We start from the raw sequence: 18,386 nt of genomic DNA, 5'->3' as shown, positions 1-18,386 counted from the left end.
ATTAGTTGGCCTAAACTTAAATGAGTTTTTTTTGCCTTATGTTGAAATGATTTGAGTATATACCGTTACAAAAGGTATATACGTTTATGTGTGATCTGGGGGGTGTTTTATGCAAAATCAGTATGTAACCCAACTTAATAACAAGAGAAGACCGGAATAATGATGCTTATTAAAACGAGATGTACAAAAAAATACGGTGCATTACTATTGGCTTTAATGCTTGGGGCCTGTACCGGTAGTCAGTCTACTGCACCGTCGATAATAGAAGCTGCCGTGCCAATGGCTCCGGTTAAATTAACCGTGGGCGAAGGGTTTAATGAACCGCTTGGTTATTATGAGCAACAACCGCGTTTTTCGTGGCAAATTTCAGATAAAAGCGCACTAAACACGCAAACCGCTTATCAAATTCAAGTTGCTGCCCAACCCATTTTATTGGGCTCTCAAAAACAACTTTGGGATAGCGAAAAAGTCACGTCAAATGCAACGTCTTGGGTTAAATACCAAGGTAAATCACTTGATTCTAGGCAACGTGTATATTGGCGTGTGCGCCATTGGGGGCTAAATGATTCTGTGTCTGATTGGAGCTTACCTAAAACGCTAGAGTTAGGGTTGTTAAACAATCATGATTGGCAAGCACAATGGATTGGTCATCCAGATACGGCGCTTAATCAAAAACCATCTCAAGCTCGGTTAGCCACACCTCAATATTTACGTAAAAGCTTTACGGTTACCGGTGATGTTGTAAAAGCTCGGCTTTACATCAGTGCAAAAGGCTTGTTTAAACCGTTTATTAATAATGCACCGGTGTCGAATAACGATGTAATGACACCCGGCTGGACACCTTATGCAAAGCGAATTGAATCGTTAACGTATGACTTAACGGATCAATTGGTTGCCGGTGAAAACGTAATAGCCGCCAGTTTAGCGGGCGGTTGGTATGCGGGTAGAGCATTTGACCAATTTGAAAAAGATCACAAAAAACCGGCACGTTTACTCGCCCAGGTTGAAATTACGTATGCCAACGGCCAAAAACAAATAATACCCACCGACACCTCATGGACCGCATCATTAAACGGGCCGATCCGCTTTGCCAGTATTTATGACGGTGAACGCTATGATCAATCAATGGAAATGTCAGGTTGGAAAAACAAAAACTTTAACGAAAAAGGTTGGCAGCCGGTTGTTGCAGAACCGCTTGATAAAAAGGTAGCGATCGCACCCAAACGTCATGAACCCATCCGTATTACAGAACAATTACCGGTTAAAAACATTGTGAGCGTTAATAACGACCGTGTTGTATTCGATTTTGGTCAAAACATGGTGGGTGTGCCTAAAATAAACATACCGGTTGTGGCAGGCCAAGAAGTTAAAATTCGCTTTGCAGAAGCATTACATAAAGGTGAGTTTTATACCGATAATTACCGAACGGCAAAATCAACCGATTATTACCTGCCAAACGTAACGGGTGTGATTGAATATCAACCGACTTTTACTTATCACGGTTATCGATACATCGAAATAACCGGTTTTGATACACACTATATGCCCAATAAATCATGGGCGACGGCACTAGTTCAACATTCTGATATGAAGCTACATGCTAGCTTTGAAAGCTCGCACCCTAAGTTAAACAAGTTGTCTGAGAATATTGTATGGGGCATGAGAAGTAACTTTTTTGATATTCCGCTTGATTGCCCACAACGCGACGAGCGCTTAGGTTGGACAGGGGATGCACAAGTTTTTGCCACGCCTTCAATGTACATGGGTGATGTATACGGTTTTTGGTCGGCTTGGCTACAGAGTATTCGTGAAGAGCAAAAAAGTGATGGCAAAGTGCCTTTATATATTCCTTTTGTTGACTGGAAAATAAAATGGACATCATCAGGTTGGGGCGATGTCGCCACCATTATTCCTTGGGAGCTATACACAGTTACGGGTGATAAAACGATCCTGGCTGATAATTATGACATGATGCAAGGTTGGGTTAATTACCACAAGAAAAAGAGTGATAAGTTAATCTCTACAATGATGACTTTTGGCGATTGGCTTCAACCTTATCCGGTTATCACTAAAGAAGGTGATAAGGGTAATCGTGGGAACACTGATTTTAGTTTAATTGGTACGGCTTATTTTGCGCATTCGGTTGCGTTAACCAAAAATGCGGCCGAAGTGTTAAATAAAGTTGATGATGTTAACGCGTTAAATGAATTACACACGCAAATAAAACAAGCTTTTAATCAGCACTTTTTTGATGATCAACTTAACCTAAAACAAGGCATAGAAACGCAAACAACTTACTTGCTCGGTTTAGCGTATCACTTGTTTCCACAAAACAAACGAGAGCTTGCTATAAATAAACTACTGGCTTTGATTAATGATGCTGATTCGCATTTACGTACCGGTTTTTTAGGCACGCCATTATTAACCCAAGTATTGCAAGACGCCGGTCGCAGTGATGTGATTTATGATTTGTTGTTTAAAGAAAGCTACCCTTCATGGTTTTATTCAATTAACAACGGCGCAACCACCACTTGGGAACGCTGGAATTCGTACACACTGAAAGACGGTTTTAACCCACAAGGAATGAACTCATTAAATCACTACGCTTATGGCACAATATCCCGTTGGTTTTATGAAGGTATTTTAGGTATAAAACCAGCTAAAGCAGGGTTTAAAACGATAAATATTGAACCACAGTTTGGTGCTCAATTAAATCAGGCTAAAGGGCGCTATACAACGCCACAAGGTGAGGTTGCAGTGAGTTGGAATACTGAAAACGCCCAACTTATGATGCATGTTGTTATCCCTAAAAATACGGTGGCTAACATTATTTTACCCACCGTTGCCATTACAAAATTAACGGTAAATGGTGAGTTAGCGGCTAACATTGATTTGAATAACTTAGCGCCAGGTGAGTATATTATTCAAGGTAAAATGCAGTAATGGATATGCATTAAATTATAAATAGTTGCTTCACATTATAGTCACATTATAGTGACCTAACACGCTACGGCCTTTTATTATTAAAGGTCGTAGACATTTTAAAGCCGATAAGTCACTGTATTTAATACCTCAATACCCCTCAATCATAACGCTTAATTACAACCCTTTTGCACTCCCTTCTAGTACACTGCAAGTTGTATTGATGATTCTAATCGTTATATGTTCAGTGGTTATTTTAAGCTTCTTTATCCACGCATTGTTGTTAGTTTCTTGATAAATTTGCTATCTTTAAAGCATTGTCATTTCTCTTTATTTTATTTTCCGTTTACAAGCGACTTAGCCTGAGCTTAAAAGTAAAACGAATAAACCTTAGGTATCAAATTAATGCCTTTTAATAACAAAACGAGCCCTAATTCAGCCGGAGATCACACCCGAGAAAGTATGCTGGGCAAAGTTGCTTATGTGCCTCGCGTTATCGGTTGTTTGATGATGGCGCTCATGTTGCTGGCGGCATTTTACCCAACCATGTCTATTGGCGTCATGCTGGCAATATTCTGTAATTGTATTGTGTGGCCGCATGTTGCTCGGTTGCATACTAAATTGATCCCAGATAAACGTTCAGAATTTATTAACCAACATATCGATGCGTTATTTTATGGCCTTTGGTGTGCCGTGGTTGGTTTTCAGCTGTGGTTGGTGTTTGCGTTTCTGCTTGTTAATTCATTAAATAGCTTGATTATGGGGGGCGTTAAAGTTTATCTAAAATGTATGGCCGCGATGGTCATTGGGGCTGGACTGGGTGGAGCCTTGTTTGGTTTCGAATTAATGGAAGAATCGAGTGTTATCTCAAAAATAGCGGCCGCGACGGCAATTTATTTATATTGTATTAATGTGGGCGTATTTAACCGTCAGTTCTCACTTAAAATAAAAAAATCGCGTGACCAAATTAAGCTGCAAAACCAAGCACTAGAAGAAGCCAAAGCTAAAGCAGAAGAAGGTGCACGGGTAAAAAGTGATTTTTTAGCCAATATGAGCCATGAAATTCGAACCCCGATGAATGGTATTTTAGGCACATTACAAATTTTAGAACATCGTCCGTTTGATGAAGACTCCCACAACTTGTTAGCCAAAGCGCTTTATTCTGCTAAATCATTATTAACGATCGTTAACGACATTTTGGATTTTTCTAAAATTGAAGCCAATAAGCTCGCTTTAGAGCTCGAACCTTTTTCGTTATTAGACATAATAGAATCAATCAAATCCGATTTAAACGTTGTGGCTGTTGAATCATCGATTAGCTTTAATGTTGAAATTTGTGATGATTTTGAAGACGGTTGGTTAGGTGATTCAGTTCGCGTTAAGCAGATCATACTTAACCTTGCGTCTAATGCTGTTAAATTTACCGAGCATGGCGGTGTTGAAATCAAGCTTAAATCGACCGTTGTTAATAACCAAAAAGTGATTCAGTTTGATGTTGTTGATACGGGTATAGGCATGAGCCAAGCAGCGCTAGATAACATTTTTGAGCGTTTCTCGCAGGCCGATACGTCAACGACACGTAAATATGGCGGAACGGGGTTAGGTATGCCGATCACGGTTAACCTTGTTCATTTAATGCAAGGCACGATTAATATCGACAGTGTTGAAGGGCAAGGTACGGCGGTGCACGTGATGCTGCCTTTGCAACCAGCAAAATTGGCCTCAACAAGCTCGCTGAAAAACAAAGCCGACATACCCGATTTTAGCCATATTAAGCTGTTGATAGCAGAAGATAATGAAATAAATCAAATTATTATTCAAACCATGTTAGAAAACACCAAGGCCACCATTGATATTGTTGATAATGGCGAGCTAGCTGTTAAAGCCTTTAGTCGTAACGACTACGATTTAGTGTTAATGGATATTCAAATGCCGGTGATGGATGGCATTCAAGCCTTTCTACAAATATCCGCGATTAATCCGCGTGTGCCTGTTATTGCGCTAACCGCCAATGTGATGGCAGAAGATATTAAGCGCTATAAAAAATTAGGCTTTAAACACTATATGGGCAAGCCACTTGATATTGAACTCTTGTATAACACGCTAAGTTCGATTCTTGAGGTAAATAAATCGAGTTAAAAAAAGGCTCAAATAAAAGCCCAAGCAAAAAATTTAAATAAACAGAGTGGGTTTGAATGATTTGCCATTACTGACTCGATAAAGTTGGCAGTACACGTTTTGCAAAGCAAAACGTGTTCGCTTTAAGTACCTTATTTAAAGTGAGTCGCAGACATCCAGTTTGAGCTAAGCGAAAAATATTATGCTTAGCCTGAGCATCAGCCTAAATGTACCTAAATCAATTAAAATGCCCGCAGTATCCTGAAGTCACTTTGGTTTGTGACTCTTTTTATTAAACACGCCCTAGCGTTCAGATTGTTTACAAAAAAGAAAAATAAAATAGAAAAAATCAAAAATAAAAACATCGTTCTCTCGCGTAAAGCGCTAATTTATAAGGTTTTTGTACACTTGGCGCACTATTGACGTAGAAAAGACGTAGTGATGACGTTACTATGCCACGAAAGTTTGTCTAAGATTCACCTCATCAATATGAATTAAAAACACGTGACAGAGAACGTTGAAAACATGAATGATAAAGAATCAACAAGCACCTTGAAAAACACTGATAAGCCCTCTCAACTAGGCAAACGAATTGTTGAGCAACGAGCTAAACAAGGGCTTTCTCAAGAAGCGCTCGCTGATATGAGCGGATTAAGTTTACGTACTATTCAAAGAATAGAAAAAGGGGAAAGTATTCCTCGAGGTGCAACACTTAAAAAGCTCGCGCAAGTATTAACTATCACGGCTGAAGATCTTATTGATGTAGAAACAGACGACGCACCCAATATGCTCGTCCTGATTAATCTATCTCAGTTGGCTTGTTTATTATTTCCGCTGCTCGGTATTCTTGCGCCGTTGATTATCTGGCTTGCGCAGCGCAATCGTATTCAGCAAATCAATGCGTTAGGGGTTCGCATTGTCAATTTTCAAATATTATGGAATTTACTTGTTTTTGCTACCTATGGTGTTGGCCTTTTAGCCATTTTAATCAAGGGTGGTGTTACTCAGCCTATCTTTCACTGCTTTGTGGTCACGATGGCCATCTTATATTTATATGTCATTGTTATAGCGGTCTGGAATACGACACGCAGCCATAAACAGCAAAACTTCTGGTATAAGCCCGTGATCCCGCTGTTGCAATAGCGACTTAATCACGCGGTTTATAACCTAGCTTCAATATAAACCCAACAATTCACGCACTATAAAACCGCTCTGTAAAGCAATAGGGTGCACGACAATGCTGCCTAATTTTTATTATGGGCAATGATTTGCGATCGCGAGAGGATGCAAAATGGCACATTTTTTACTCAATATTCATATTTTAACTGGCGGAATAGGCATATTGGCCGGTTTTATGGCATTAATCTCAACCAAAGGCTCAAGCCTGCATAAAAGCAGTGGCCGACTATTTAGTGTGGCCATGCTGTTCTGCGGGGGCTCGATCATCGGGTTGTTCGGACTAGGGGTAAAAGGCAGTAATATTAGTGATGCCCTAAGTGGACTCACGATCATCTATTTTATTGCCACCGCCTTCAGATCATTAAAGGTTGGCCAGCGATCACTAACTACCCTCGATTACATGTTGTTTGCCGGTGTAATGAGCATTGCACTGGCTAATGTTTATTTAGGCCTTAACGCAAGTAAACTCGCCCTTGAATACCCGCCTGCGCAATATTTTGTAGTCGCGTTCATTCACTTTATTGCGGTTGCCGACGACCTCTATTTACGGTTTAAACGCAGCGTAGGCAAACAATACCGTCTCATTAGGCATAGTTGGCGAATGAGCTTGGTGTTATTCATGGCGAGTGGGGCTTTTTTTCTGGGGCAAATGAAGTTGTTTCCAGCGGTATTAACCGAAAACGCGTTTATCCTTTTTTTTATACCCTCACTGCTTTCTTTATTTTATATGGGTTATTGGCTTGTTCGTTTAAACATCAAAAAAACAAGGAGCTGAGTGCGTAAACGCTTATTCATATTTTTATTTAAGTCGCAAAATTTACACCCAAAAAAGTAATTAACCGTTCAATATAAGAACCAATAAGGAAATAATGATGTTTTATGTTAACCCTATAAAAACAACTAACATTGCGATGGCTCAGTTAAAACACACAATGAGCATATTAGTATGGAGCTGCATTGTGTTGAGTTTTAGTTTAGGCCTAAGCCAAAACGTGAGTGCAGATGATAACCCCCTAGCTGAATTAACACCTAAAGTAACGTCTGAACGAACATCTGAGACAATATCACTCGCCATCTTAAACTATGAAAACAACCAGCTTGTTATAGCAAAACAACACTTTCAAGCAATACTAAACCAGCGCCCGTCTGAAAATGTCGCTTTATATTACCTTGGTCGAATTGCCTACGACCAAGGTGATGCTGAAAACGCAATTTTACACTTGCGCAACGCGCTTGATTTTAAACCGAATACGGCTGACGAGTATTATTGGCTAGCTCGCGCTTATGCTGATCATGCTAGAAGTGCAGGTGCGTTTAAAGGTGCAATATTAGCAAAAAACATAAAAAAGTATGCTGAACGTGCAGTTGAAAGCGACCCTAAAAGCATACACGCTCTGCGTTTACTCATTGATTTTCACCTGTTTGCCCCTTGGATTATCGGTGGCTCTACCGATTCAGCAAAAGAAAACATCGATAAACTGGCTAACGTTTCAGTATTAGATGCAGATATTAAGCGTTTAGCCCTGATGAAGCGATTAGCGCAAACAGATAACGCTTTAAAGGCGGCTAACAAACTGATGCAAACACATTCTACATCGGTTGAAGCACTTCACTTAGCCGGACTAACCTACCAAGAAAACCGTTTATATAATGAGGCTTTTCGATGTTTTGATAAAGCCTTAGCGCTACCGTTAACAGCAGACAGTACTTATTATCTTAACAAAGTTAAATATCGATATGCTGAAACCGCTTTATGGAGTAACACAAATACGCAAGCCGCGATTGAGGTGTTATCAGACTTGCTTAACAGCACTAAAAACAACCGTAAATACGTTCGAACTTGGCCAACTTGGACGTTAGCCAAGCTTTACCTTTCGTTAGGTGATAGGTCGCAGTATAGGTTGCTGCGAGATAGCTTAGCTAAAAGCGCAATACGCGAAGACGATGTTTTAAATAAAGATATCGATAAATTCAACACCCTGTACCACAAAAATCAGGGCTTATAATCTGATTTGATACTCTATCTGCATCTGCGCTTTGGTTACGTTTGCTACTATCGCGCTTTTTAAATCGTCTATGGCTGTTTGCTTAAAAGCTATAGACGGAATGTTTTATCACACTAAAAAATTCACAAATTTTTTAATCTCAGGGTAGCAATTTTTCTGCAAGCACAACTTTTCTTATTAAACCGTTAATTTTTTAAATACCGTTAACTTTAAAAATATTGTTACTTAGTTTATTAAGGCCTGCAATTATGCAAACTGTTTGTGTTGATAAAATGCTAACCGCATTCAAAAAAAATCATTTTTCTACGTTTAAAAAATATACATTAACGCCTGCTATCGCACTGTTTAGTGTGAGTTTGTTGGGGTGTGGTGATCACGAAAATCGTGATGATTCAACCGTTAATCAAGCGGCGGTTTCGGCGGCCTCTAACCAGTTAAATTCAAGCAAATTAAATTCAAGTGAAGCTCATTCAGGGCAAAAAAAACAGGTGAGTGCCAGCGAGCTTCCTTCTAGCCAAGCTGTTTTAGCCACGATAGAAAAAGTAGCTAACTGGCAAACGCCACGCATTGATTCGTTGCAATATTTAAATTTTAAACGTGGTGAATCGTTAGAAGCCGGGCGTTGGGTGCAAGGTGTATTTTATATCAGCTTAACTGAAGTGGCAGAACGCTCGGCTAATCCTTTTTATAAAAAATGGATCGCTTTTAAAGGTGAAGAGCTTAACTGGCAATTAGGCCCGCATTACTTTTTTGGCGATGACCAATTAATTGGTCAAACTTATGTTTGGTACTACCAAAACCATGAAAAAAATCATGAAAATAAACAGGACATTTTAGCGCCTACCAAAGCCGCTTTTGATGCCCTGATTGCCGAATCGCCTAATACCTCACTTGAATTTTATAATGATATGAACGAAGACGGTTTGCATTCTTGCCAACGGCGTTGGTGTTGGGCCGATGCTTTATTTATGGCACCACCCACTTGGTTTGCGTTAAGTCAGGCAACGGGCGACCCACGTTATGCCGAATACGCGCATAAAGAAGTGCGCGCTACCGTCGATTATTTATTTGATCCCCAATACGACCTGCTATATCGCGATAGCCGCTTTAAAAAAGAACAAGACCCATTTGGTAATCAACTGTTTTGGGCTCGGGGTAGCGGTTGGGTATTTGCCGGTTTAGCCCGCATGATGGAATACATCGCAGCCGATGATCCGCAGCGTGAATTTTACGAAGTCTTATTTAAAAAAATGGCGGCGAAGTTAAAAAACCTACAAAAGAAAGATGGCTCTTGGGCTATGTCGTTGTTGGCGGGTGAAAAAATGCCTCAACCTGAAACCAGTGGCACCGGTTTTTTTACCTATGGTATCGCTTGGGGCATTAATAATGGTTTATTGTCGAGCGAAGAGTACATGCCAACGTTAACCAAAGGTTGGGCGGTTTTAAACTCGGCTATTCATCCAAGTGGTAAATTAGGTTGGGTGCAGCAAATTGGTGATTCGCCCGATGGCGTTAGTTATGACGATTCGCAGGTATATGGCGTGGGGGCTTTTTTATTAGCCGGTTCAGAAATTTACGATATGCAAAAAGCTAATTATATACCCAAGTAACTTCAAGATGCAGGATTCAGTGGGAATATAAATTGATTTAGGCTCGGCAAACAGATGCAAGTTTAACGGGTTAAATTAAGCCTGTTTAACACCGCTTAAATCAATTTAAAACCCACCGGGACGGAGCCCCTGAGCGCTTTTACTTCGTTGTTGTATTAACTTGAAAGGGAATGCCATTCCTGTATTAATACGCCTAGAATTAAAATCGCGCAGGGACTCTGAACTCACATCTTGAAATGACTTGGGTATAAATAACCTATTACTAAAGAGTTTACCGATGTTCTTACTTATTTTAAAAAAACGATTCTTGTTATTAACAACCCTTTTGTTTCTCTCAATACTTTTTGTGCCTTCAATACAGGTGAGTGCGGCGCAAGTTCCGTGGGTGCCTTATGCCGATATTCCGGTTGAACACATAAAAACGTCAGGCGAACACCCTTCATTCTTTTTTACCAAAGCTGAACTCCCTGCGATAAAAGCACGCAGTTTATCTCTGCCTTGGTTGCGCGAAACGCGTGAGCAAATCAAACTCAAAGCTGATTTGTATTTACAGTTAAGCACCACGCCATGGCAGTTAGCCAATCAATATAATGGCATTGGCACGGCGGGTCGTGGTTTACAAAATTATGTAGGTACATTAGGTTTTGCGGGGTATTTGTTTGACGAACCCAAATATTTACAAAAAGCGAAAGCGATTTTGTTAGCGGTGGTAGACCAAACAGAACCATATAATCATGCCCATTGGCGTTCACATTTGCAGGTGGCCGATGCAACACAAGGTATGGTGCTCGGGTATGATTTGGTTTATCCGTTGCTTAATAAGGCAGAACGCAAACGCACACTCGACGAAATTAAAAAATTTGCCCATGAACTGACGCATAAAAAATCAACTTGGGGCGCACCGGCTCCGGGCGTTTTGTCGTGTAACCACAGCTCGGTTCATTATGGCGCGTTAGGGTTAGCGGCATTGGCTTTATGGAATGAAAACATGCCCGACACTACACATTGGTTGCAACGAGCCGTAGGTCGAGTCGATGGATACTTAGGATCGTTTACCGATGACACAGGTTATGGCACCGAAGGCCATCATTATTATGCTTATGGATTAGGCGGCAGCTCGGTGTTTGCTTGGGCATTAAAGCGCTCAAACGGTCCCGATTTAATGGCTCAACACCCTAAACTGGCTTTAGCGGCCGACCAAGTATTATGGAAAGTTTTACCGTATGAAGGTCGCATGTTAGCCCTTAATGATAATGTAGAAACCGTACCCACGGATGTTGCCGGTTTGGTGGGCACGTTAATGTATAATCAGCCCAAACAGTTATGGGCTTGGTTAAAATCACTTAAAGATTCAAATAAAATGGATTGGTTAGCGGGGCATCCTAGAACCACCTATACCACCCCTTTTTTGTTTATGTGGGGCGATAACCCCGTTGCCCCTATTGCGCCGCACACTGAAAACTACAAATTAGGCCATCACTTTTCAAGTGGCCGCGTGTTTGCCCGCAGTAGTTGGCAAGGTGAAGATGCCGCGCATTTTTCAATGACCTCGGGTATTGATTTTCATCGTGGGCATGATCAACAAGATGAAAATTCAGTTACCTTTTATGCTTACGGCGAAGGCTTTTTAACCGATCCCAATTATGAACCCGAGCGTAGCGAAGCACACACCACATTAAAAATAGACGGTGTTGAGCAAATTAAAGGGGGCGACGGCCATATTGCTCGTTATCGAGAAGACCCACACGGCGCCTTAGTGGTGGGCCAAGCCGAGCACGCATACGACTTTGATAAAACATGGGTAGGCTACGCCGAGCGCAAATCGTATTTTGTGCGTGGCCCTGTGCCGTATTTAGTTTTTCGCGATGATAGCCAAGTAGAACACGATCGCGCGGTAGAGGTGGTTAGTCGTTATATTACTTACCCCAAAAATACGTTAACTGAAGCGGGAAACTCAGCCATAATTAAAGGTTATAGAGGTAACGCCTCTGCGCGTTTAATGGTGTTTAGTGAACATGAGCAGGTTAAAATTCACATTGATGATGTTTCAAACGATGGCTTTATCAATCGCGGAAAAAAATATGCCTACAAAAAATATTTAAAACGTTTAAGTGCGACCGTGCATAAAGTGAATCCGCAGTTATTAAGTATTTTAATTCCGTTTAAAAACGCGCACGACTTCCCCAGCGTTGATGTGCAGTTTGACGATAAAACCTATAGCTACACGTTAACTTTGACCTTTGCCGATTCCCATACGGATGTATTAACGGTAACCCCGTATGACATTGTATTAAACCGTCAATAACCGATTAACCTCACTTGCTTAACTTCAACAACAGATTGATTAAATCGAGTTGAGGTTAAGCTTAAGTAACCCGTTATTGGTTACTTATACTTAAGGGATTTGGGTATATACGATTGGGTTGCCCCGTTTTGGGTTCTAATTGTATTGTCGCAAAGGCGGGTAAAGGTAACTTAACTTGGTTTGGTAATGGCGATGCATTGGGGGGCAAACCAAAATAATTTAAGCCTTGCTGTATTTGCACATAATGATGCTGAACCATAAACGCCGGCAATGCAAAATCGTAAAAAGCCACTTCATCAATCACCCCATTAAAAGCGGCGCTGTGTACATCGATAATGCCTCTAGAAGGCGGATTTAATAAAATTTCACCGCTCGAATCGGTATGATAACCGCGTTTTATATGAGATTGCCTTGGATAAGTAGGCGAGTTGCCAATGTTAGCTTGGCCGGCTCCGCCGCTTAGCATTTTAGAACCTGGCGGATATTGATAGGAGGCATGTTGCACACCATTTATATAGAGCGATTTTAAGCCTGAATGAGCATTATAAGTAGCGACAATATGATGAGCTTTGCCATTATTAATTTCAGCCAGAGTGGGCCGCCCCTCTAAACCATCAAGTGGCAGTTTTAACTCGTGATAACCTTGGCCAAGTATAAATAAACCAAAGCTTAAACTTTGTTTAAATTCGCCTTTAGGGCGCAGATAATTTTTACCTTGATCATGTTGAAAGCTTAACAACATACGAAATTGACCATCAGATTGACCTTTTCTAAAAATGTGATCACTTTCGCCTTGTTTGCCAGAATAATTGGCTTTAACCATCGCTTCGATTGTGACGCCATCGGTGGCCGAAAATGATCCCGTACCTAAGGCCGAGCCTCCACCGCTGCCTAAATTCAAACGTGTATCGGCGCTGTTATCAAACATAAACGCGCCTGCTCCTATTAGGCCTTTAGTGCGTGTTGCACCAGCATAAACAATACCATCGGCTTTGCCTGCCATATCGATAGCGCGATCACCTTGGCCATCAAAAGACCAATAATGATTAGGACGCCAACGGTGAGGTGTAAACAGGGTTTGTTTGCCACTCTTTATCGTCGGGTTGTTGTTTCTAATATCCACAAAGAGGGCATCACCGTTTGAATGCAAGGTAAAATGCTGAGTACGTATAGCGATACTATTGTTGGGTACGGGCACAATAGAGAGTGCGCCTTGTTTTAGCTCTACACTGTTATTGCTGAGCAATTTAATGATCGAATGCTCAGCTAAATTTAATGTTTCGCCGGTTAAAAAGCCAATCGACGATTTTTGCTTAATGTTGTATTCACCGGCTAATAGCTTGTTACCTTCTACTTGGCCAAATTCACCTTTATTGACTTCACCATTAAATAATACGGCATAAAAATGGCTGGGTTCTGGCTCGTGAATAACCCCACTGTTTCGTGCCCAAACCAATAACAAAATGAATAGCCCAATCAAGCCTAAAAACATAACGAATCGACTCAGCCATTTGAATCGTTTTTTTGCTTTAAATGATTCAGCACTGGGGGGTAAATCGGGCTCATCGGCCGCGTTAATATGATGCGCTAAAGGTGGTGGACAAGGTTGATGCATATCGTTAGCGAAGTGATTTGATGCGTCACTTGATTGGCCGGCAGGGCGCATAATGAATTCTTCTTCGGTTATGCGTCGATAAACAAATTCGATATTTTGCTCAGCAGATTTTTTTAAACGAGTATGAACGCCAACATAATCAAAGTAGAAATCTTGAGCCGCTGAGTTATTCGCCAGCAGTTGTTTTAGCTTGCCTGCTTGTTCGGTACTCGCTTCGCCATCTATAACGGCATCGGTTAGTTCTCTGATCGCTTGATACTGTTCACTGCGCTTCATTTTTTAACCTGCTCAAATTTGCTTTCAATGCAATCAAACAAGCTTTTACGTAATTTGTGTACCGATTTACGAACACCATGCACCGACCGTCCGGTTTGCTCGGCAATTTCTTTAGCCTTGTAGTTATCAATATAAAAGGCACGATATATTGTGGCTAAAGGCTGCGAAAGCAAAGTGGTACAGTGCTGCAGGTGCCACCATTTATCGGTTTTGGCATTCGCTTGCTCGGCGGCCTCGGCTCTGTTTTGATAAAATGCTTCTAATAAGGCGTCATCTAAATCGAGCAAATACTTTTTATCCGTGCGGATAAAATTACGAATACGGTTAAAAGCGATGCCGTTAGCCCACTTAGTAAACTGGGTGCCAATCTCAAAGCGGTCAAACTCGCGCCATAAAGTCATGCTGGTTTCTTGAAAAATATCGTCAGCGGCGGCATGGTCTAAAACAAACGCATAAATATAAGCGTATAAGCGGTTTTTATCGGCTTCATATAATTCAACAAACACAGTCGAGTTAGCCAATGTTGTTGATTTAGAGGCTAATTGAGGTGCCGATGCAGACAAAGCTGAAGAGGGCTCTTTTAATGTGTTTTTCGAAGACAAATTGACACCATGGCTATAGTCTTCTCGCTCAGGTTTTATGGTTCATTGTCAGCGCTTACTCGCCCCAATCACATAGTANGAGCATATGCTCATGGCGTCTCGAAGCTTGACGGCTTCCCCTAAAACCCGATCGCTTTGACTATACAACCGCTTTATTGATTAACTAACACGCCGATGACCAACGCATAGACGTTATATTGAATGTTTAAATTTTCTAATATTTTGACCATAAATGACACAAAAAGATTACATTTTGTTAAAAATAATAAGTGGGTTTATTAATATGTATAGACAAAAGCGGGTTTAAGTTTAAATACCGACGGTAATTACATCTTCTAAATCAAACATATCAACGCTAACAACAATAATGTTGTGTTTATTATGAATTGAGCTGAGATTAATTGACGAATCAAGAACGCTGTCGTTGTTGATCATAGCTCTTGATCATAGCTCTTGCTCATAATAACTGGCAGCTTGCCCCGTTCGGAATAACCTTAAACAACAAGTGAGTGAGTGCGCATATACCGTAGAATTGATTTGTGTAAAATTGATTTGATAATCAATGACGCGTATCTTAAGCAGCGGTAAATTAATTAACAAGTGCATAAGGGTACATCTGTCATGCAGCAACAGTTTTTGATCAATGCGTTAGTCAAGTTAGAGAATTATGGCAACCGACTCCCACACCCCGTTTTAATCTTTATCTATTTAACGTTTGCGGTACTGCTTTTTTCATTTATTGGCCATTATTTTGAATGGCAGGCGTTACATCCAATTACCAAAGCCCCCCTAACGGTTACTAACTTAATCTCTGCCGACGGGCTCAATTTGTTTTGGTCAAAAATGGTAACTAACTTTACCGGTTTTGCGCCGGTAGGATCAGTCATGATCGCCTTACTGGGCTTAGGGGTTGCCGAAAAAAGTGGCTTAATCAGCGCCGTGCTGACCAAGTTAGTACTAAGAGCCAAGAAGAGCGCGTTAACCTTTATTGTTGTGTTAACGGGTATCTTATCCAATATAGGCGTAGATTCTGGTTATGTTGTATTGATTCCTTTAGCGGGTGTGCTTTTCCACTCTGCCGGACGTCACCCTGTTGTGGGAATTGTTGCCTGCTTTGCTGGCGTATCTGCCGGTTTTAGTGCCAATTTTTTAATTGGGCCGTTTGATGCCATTATGTCTGGCATCACTCAAAACGCGGCACAATTAATTCAGCCAAATATTGAAGTCTCTGCCGGCGCTAATTATTGGTTTATGGCTGCCTCAACACTCATTATAGCGAAAGTGATCACGGTGATCGTGGATAAACTCGTTGAACCGGTTATCACCCAACATGAGTACCAATCACCTGCCGACGACACGGCCAGCAAGGCCAATGACTCCGTTAACTCACAACAGGATAAAGCAGGATTACATACGTTACTCGCCTTGGCTTGCGTCATCGGTTTAACCTTACTCGGTTTGTTGCCCGACAACGGCGTTTTACGTAACCCCGACACCGGCGGCATACTCGATTCAACTTTTATGAAAGCTATTGTTGTTTATATTGCGCTTGTTGCAGCCTTTTTAGGGTGTGTTTATGGCTTCAAAAAAGGCAGATTTAGATCTTTTGACGATGTGATTAAAGCAATGGAAGAGAGTTTTGCCGGCCTAAGTGGTTACTTAGTGTTAATGTTTTTTGCTGCACAGTTTGTTGCATTATTTGCTTGGAGCGGTATAGGCCAAGTATTGGCGGTGCAAGGCGCTGACCTACTTAAATCATTGGATGTTAATCTATTGGTATTGCTCATTGGTTTTATGATCATGGTGATGTTACTTAACCTGTTCATCGGCAGTGCTTCTGCAAAATGGGCGTTAATAGCGCCTACCTTTGTGCCTATGTTTATGTTACTCGATATTGACCCTGCAAAAACGCAAGCCGCCTATCGTATTGCTGACAGCAGCACGAATATTATCACACCGTTGATGCCTTATTTAGGCGTAGTGCTGGCGTTTGTACAGCGTTACATGCCCAAGGCTGGCCTTGGTACCCTGATTGCTTGGATGTTCCCTATCTCACTATCAATCGCGACCGTTTGGACACTCCTGTTTGCCATCTGGTGGTGGACCGGTTTACCCTTCGGGTTTTAGTTATAATGGTCAATGATGTAAGTCCGATTCGATTAGATAAATCAAACGAGTTTGGGTAGGGTTAATGATGCCTGTCCTACACGATTTACATGTGGCAGCGCTAACTTGTCGGTTAACAGCAAGGTGATTAAGAAAGCGTTCAATGTCTACATTGCCCATGTTATCAGGGTGGCGCTTATCGTTAAATATGATAAATGTTTTGATCCAATACAAGTAAACTTTTTCGGTTTGAATACTATATCGGCGAGTGCGTAGTTCAGTCCGTATAGATTCTAAATAAGGAGATGTCGCCATAAGTCACCTATATTATTTTAACTGGCTGTATATACAGTTATAAGTGTTTTTTCGATAATTGCAATAATTTGGCGTGGTATGTAAATAATTATTTAGCTCGATTAAATAACGACTGTTCAATAACGTATTGTTTTTATTGATATTTATAAATTTTTAATTTTACATAATAGGCCAAATAAGGCCTATTATGTAAATGGCTTGTTTTTATAGGCTTAATTTAAGGTTGAATGTAAAGTTAAATTGATGCTAACGTACTGACATTATTAAATAAATTTTAAGCAATACGGATATTTTTTAAACGCTGTTTAAGAATGGCTTATAAGAATTATTGGTATTAAGCTGTTAGGCAACCCTATGTTTAAGCTATTCAAAAAGGTTAAGTTCGAGCCTGAATTCCCAATAATAGAGTTGGATTTAACTCCTGATGAGGTCTTCAGAACGCTATCAACGTTGTCATCGGTCGAAAGAATCGAAGATTCGGATGAGAACAAAATAGAATATGCCTTTGTTGTGGAAAACGATGTAACACGTATTCACGTCGGTTTTGCAAATGATAAGATTTCTTACGTAAACTATCTCACAGAACAGTTTAATGGCAGTGATAAGAAAAAGGCGGAGAAGCTTAATTGGTTTTTGGAGTACTACGGTAATAGAGAAGAGTATGGTGAGCCAAATAACACTGGCTATATGATATTTTTTCACAATTCTAAAAGGAACCTCTCAATCGTATACGGAATTCACATGGGGCCTATTCGTGTTAACAACCATGGAAATGCCTAACAAAACCAGTAACGGCGAGCAACTTTTCCGTCGCTTTTTTATGGCGAAAAAAGACTGCCATAAAAAATCAACTACAAAGCTGCCGCGTTCTGGTGGCGTTAGCAGTAATACAAAGGATTGTGCATGAATTCTCACGAAAGATTTAAAGCTATTCTTGAACGCACTAAAAAAGATGCTCAATCTTTTGAAGATAATTTTCGTGAAATAATAAATACCCAGTTAAATATATGTAAAGAGTTTCAAGGGCAATATATTCCATCCGATCATGGGCCTGGTAGTTGGGCTACAACATACTCTAGTGAGTTCATTGATGCAGCAGCGGAAATTTATTATATTTTTGATCAAAGTTATCTTTTTAATGCTAAAGGTGAATTATCTAAACTTTTTAAAGCTGAAAATATTCTCTCATGTCGTGGCAGTTTGATGACCATCGATAGAGTAGAGTATTTATATGAGACGCACCTAAAAAGCCAGTTGAAAATAATTACTGCTAACAACACGCCCTGAGGTGGACAGCAAGCATTAAGTTTTACTTTCTACCGCATATTTTAA

At 40.6% G+C, this 18,386-nt stretch carries 13 protein-coding genes; 10 read left to right on the top strand and 3 right to left on the bottom strand.

The window, feature by feature from the left end; all coding sequences use genetic code 11:
• Window positions 1-159 precede the first annotated feature (159 nt).
• From DPX34_RS20250 to DPX34_RS20220, 7 genes are all read left to right on the top strand, one after another.
• A complete protein-coding gene (locus DPX34_RS20250) occupies window positions 160-2,943 on the top strand; it encodes a family 78 glycoside hydrolase catalytic domain (protein WP_232824822.1) in 2,784 nt (927 codons plus the stop codon).
• Between the two features lie 384 nt (window positions 2,944-3,327).
• Complete coding sequence (locus DPX34_RS20245; RefSeq protein ID WP_111980249.1) at window positions 3,328-5,061, top strand: ATP-binding protein; 1,734 nt, start codon at window positions 3,328-3,330, stop codon at window positions 5,059-5,061.
• Window positions 5,062-5,565: 504 nt separating this feature from the next.
• Window positions 5,566-6,183, top strand: a complete 618-nt coding sequence (locus DPX34_RS20240) for a helix-turn-helix domain-containing protein (protein ID WP_111980248.1) — start codon at window positions 5,566-5,568, stop codon at window positions 6,181-6,183.
• 148 nt (window positions 6,184-6,331) lie between these two features.
• Entirely contained in the window at window positions 6,332-6,994 is a 663-nt protein-coding gene (locus DPX34_RS20235; RefSeq protein ID WP_111980247.1) for a hypothetical protein, read from the top strand.
• Between the two features lie 94 nt (window positions 6,995-7,088).
• Window positions 7,089-8,225, top strand: coding sequence for a tetratricopeptide repeat protein (locus DPX34_RS20230; RefSeq protein ID WP_111980246.1), 1,137 nt, complete (start codon window positions 7,089-7,091; stop codon window positions 8,223-8,225).
• Between the two features lie 248 nt (window positions 8,226-8,473).
• Complete coding sequence (locus tag DPX34_RS20225) at window positions 8,474-9,835, top strand: glycoside hydrolase family 88/105 protein (protein ID WP_111980245.1); 1,362 nt, start codon at window positions 8,474-8,476, stop codon at window positions 9,833-9,835.
• A 277-nt stretch (window positions 9,836-10,112) separates the two neighbouring features.
• Window positions 10,113-12,140, top strand: a complete 2,028-nt coding sequence (locus DPX34_RS20220; protein WP_111980244.1) for an alginate lyase family protein — start codon at window positions 10,113-10,115, stop codon at window positions 12,138-12,140.
• Between the two features lie 73 nt (window positions 12,141-12,213).
• On the opposite strand, the gene DPX34_RS20215 is transcribed toward DPX34_RS20220, so the two are convergent.
• Together DPX34_RS20215 and DPX34_RS20210 are read right to left on the bottom strand one after the other, a co-directional pair.
• Window positions 12,214-14,031, bottom strand: a complete 1,818-nt coding sequence (locus DPX34_RS20215; protein WP_111980243.1) for a LamG-like jellyroll fold domain-containing protein — start codon at window positions 14,029-14,031, stop codon at window positions 12,214-12,216.
• Entirely contained in the window at window positions 14,028-14,633 is a 606-nt protein-coding gene (locus DPX34_RS20210; protein WP_111980242.1) for a sigma-70 family RNA polymerase sigma factor, read from the bottom strand. The genes DPX34_RS20215 and DPX34_RS20210 overlap by 4 nt, the downstream gene beginning before the upstream one ends.
• A 621-nt stretch (window positions 14,634-15,254) precedes the next feature.
• On the opposite strand from DPX34_RS20210, the gene DPX34_RS20205 reads away from it, so the two are divergent.
• On the top strand, window positions 15,255-16,760 hold the full coding sequence (locus DPX34_RS20205; protein WP_111980241.1) for an AbgT family transporter: 1,506 nt from the start codon (window positions 15,255-15,257) through the stop codon (window positions 16,758-16,760).
• Window positions 16,761-16,769: 9 nt separating this feature from the next.
• Here the strand turns inward: DPX34_RS20205 and DPX34_RS20200 are convergent, their stop codons facing one another.
• Window positions 16,770-17,054: a phage integrase N-terminal SAM-like domain-containing protein gene (locus DPX34_RS20200; protein WP_111980240.1), complete on the bottom strand. Its 285-nt coding sequence runs from the start codon at window positions 17,052-17,054 to the stop codon at window positions 16,770-16,772.
• 354 nt (window positions 17,055-17,408) lie between these two features.
• On the opposite strand from DPX34_RS20200, the gene DPX34_RS20195 reads away from it, so the two are divergent.
• Both DPX34_RS20195 and DPX34_RS20190 read left to right on the top strand, forming a co-directional pair.
• Window positions 17,409-17,834 carry a hypothetical protein gene (locus DPX34_RS20195; RefSeq protein ID WP_111980239.1) on the top strand — a complete coding sequence of 142 codons (426 nt, stop codon included), beginning with the start codon at window positions 17,409-17,411 and terminating at the stop codon, window positions 17,832-17,834.
• A 123-nt stretch (window positions 17,835-17,957) separates the two neighbouring features.
• Window positions 17,958-18,341 (top strand): hypothetical protein, encoded by a 384-nt coding sequence (locus tag DPX34_RS20190; RefSeq protein WP_111980238.1) that lies wholly within the window; start codon window positions 17,958-17,960, stop codon window positions 18,339-18,341.
• Window positions 18,342-18,386 lie beyond the last annotated feature (45 nt).

It is taken from the genome of Algibacillus agarilyticus, from assembly GCF_003286125.1.
Lineage (GTDB): Bacteria > Pseudomonadota > Gammaproteobacteria > Enterobacterales > Alteromonadaceae > Algibacillus > Algibacillus agarilyticus.
The sequence above is the reverse complement of the archived record's forward strand: the minus strand, read 5'-3'. Positions and strand labels throughout refer to the sequence as shown.

Coding starts and splice junctions, on each gene's coding strand:
- DPX34_RS20215 (WP_111980243.1), bottom strand. CDS start 14,031: ATGAAGCGCAGTGAACAGTATCAAGCGATCAGAGAACTAACCGATGCC.
- DPX34_RS20195 (WP_111980239.1), top strand. CDS start 17,409: ATGTTTAAGCTATTCAAAAAGGTTAAGTTCGAGCCTGAATTCCCAATA.
- DPX34_RS20235 (WP_111980247.1), top strand. CDS start 6,332: ATGGCACATTTTTTACTCAATATTCATATTTTAACTGGCGGAATAGGC.
- DPX34_RS20250 (WP_232824822.1), top strand. CDS start 160: ATGATGCTTATTAAAACGAGATGTACAAAAAAATACGGTGCATTACTA.
- DPX34_RS20225 (WP_111980245.1), top strand. CDS start 8,474: ATGCAAACTGTTTGTGTTGATAAAATGCTAACCGCATTCAAAAAAAAT.
- DPX34_RS20190 (WP_111980238.1), top strand. CDS start 17,958: ATGAATTCTCACGAAAGATTTAAAGCTATTCTTGAACGCACTAAAAAA.
- DPX34_RS20245 (WP_111980249.1), top strand. CDS start 3,328: ATGCCTTTTAATAACAAAACGAGCCCTAATTCAGCCGGAGATCACACC.
- DPX34_RS20200 (WP_111980240.1), bottom strand. CDS start 17,054: ATGGCGACATCTCCTTATTTAGAATCTATACGGACTGAACTACGCACT.
- DPX34_RS20220 (WP_111980244.1), top strand. CDS start 10,113: ATGTTCTTACTTATTTTAAAAAAACGATTCTTGTTATTAACAACCCTT.
- DPX34_RS20205 (WP_111980241.1), top strand. CDS start 15,255: ATGCAGCAACAGTTTTTGATCAATGCGTTAGTCAAGTTAGAGAATTAT.
- DPX34_RS20240 (WP_111980248.1), top strand. CDS start 5,566: ATGAATGATAAAGAATCAACAAGCACCTTGAAAAACACTGATAAGCCC.
- DPX34_RS20230 (WP_111980246.1), top strand. CDS start 7,089: ATGATGTTTTATGTTAACCCTATAAAAACAACTAACATTGCGATGGCT.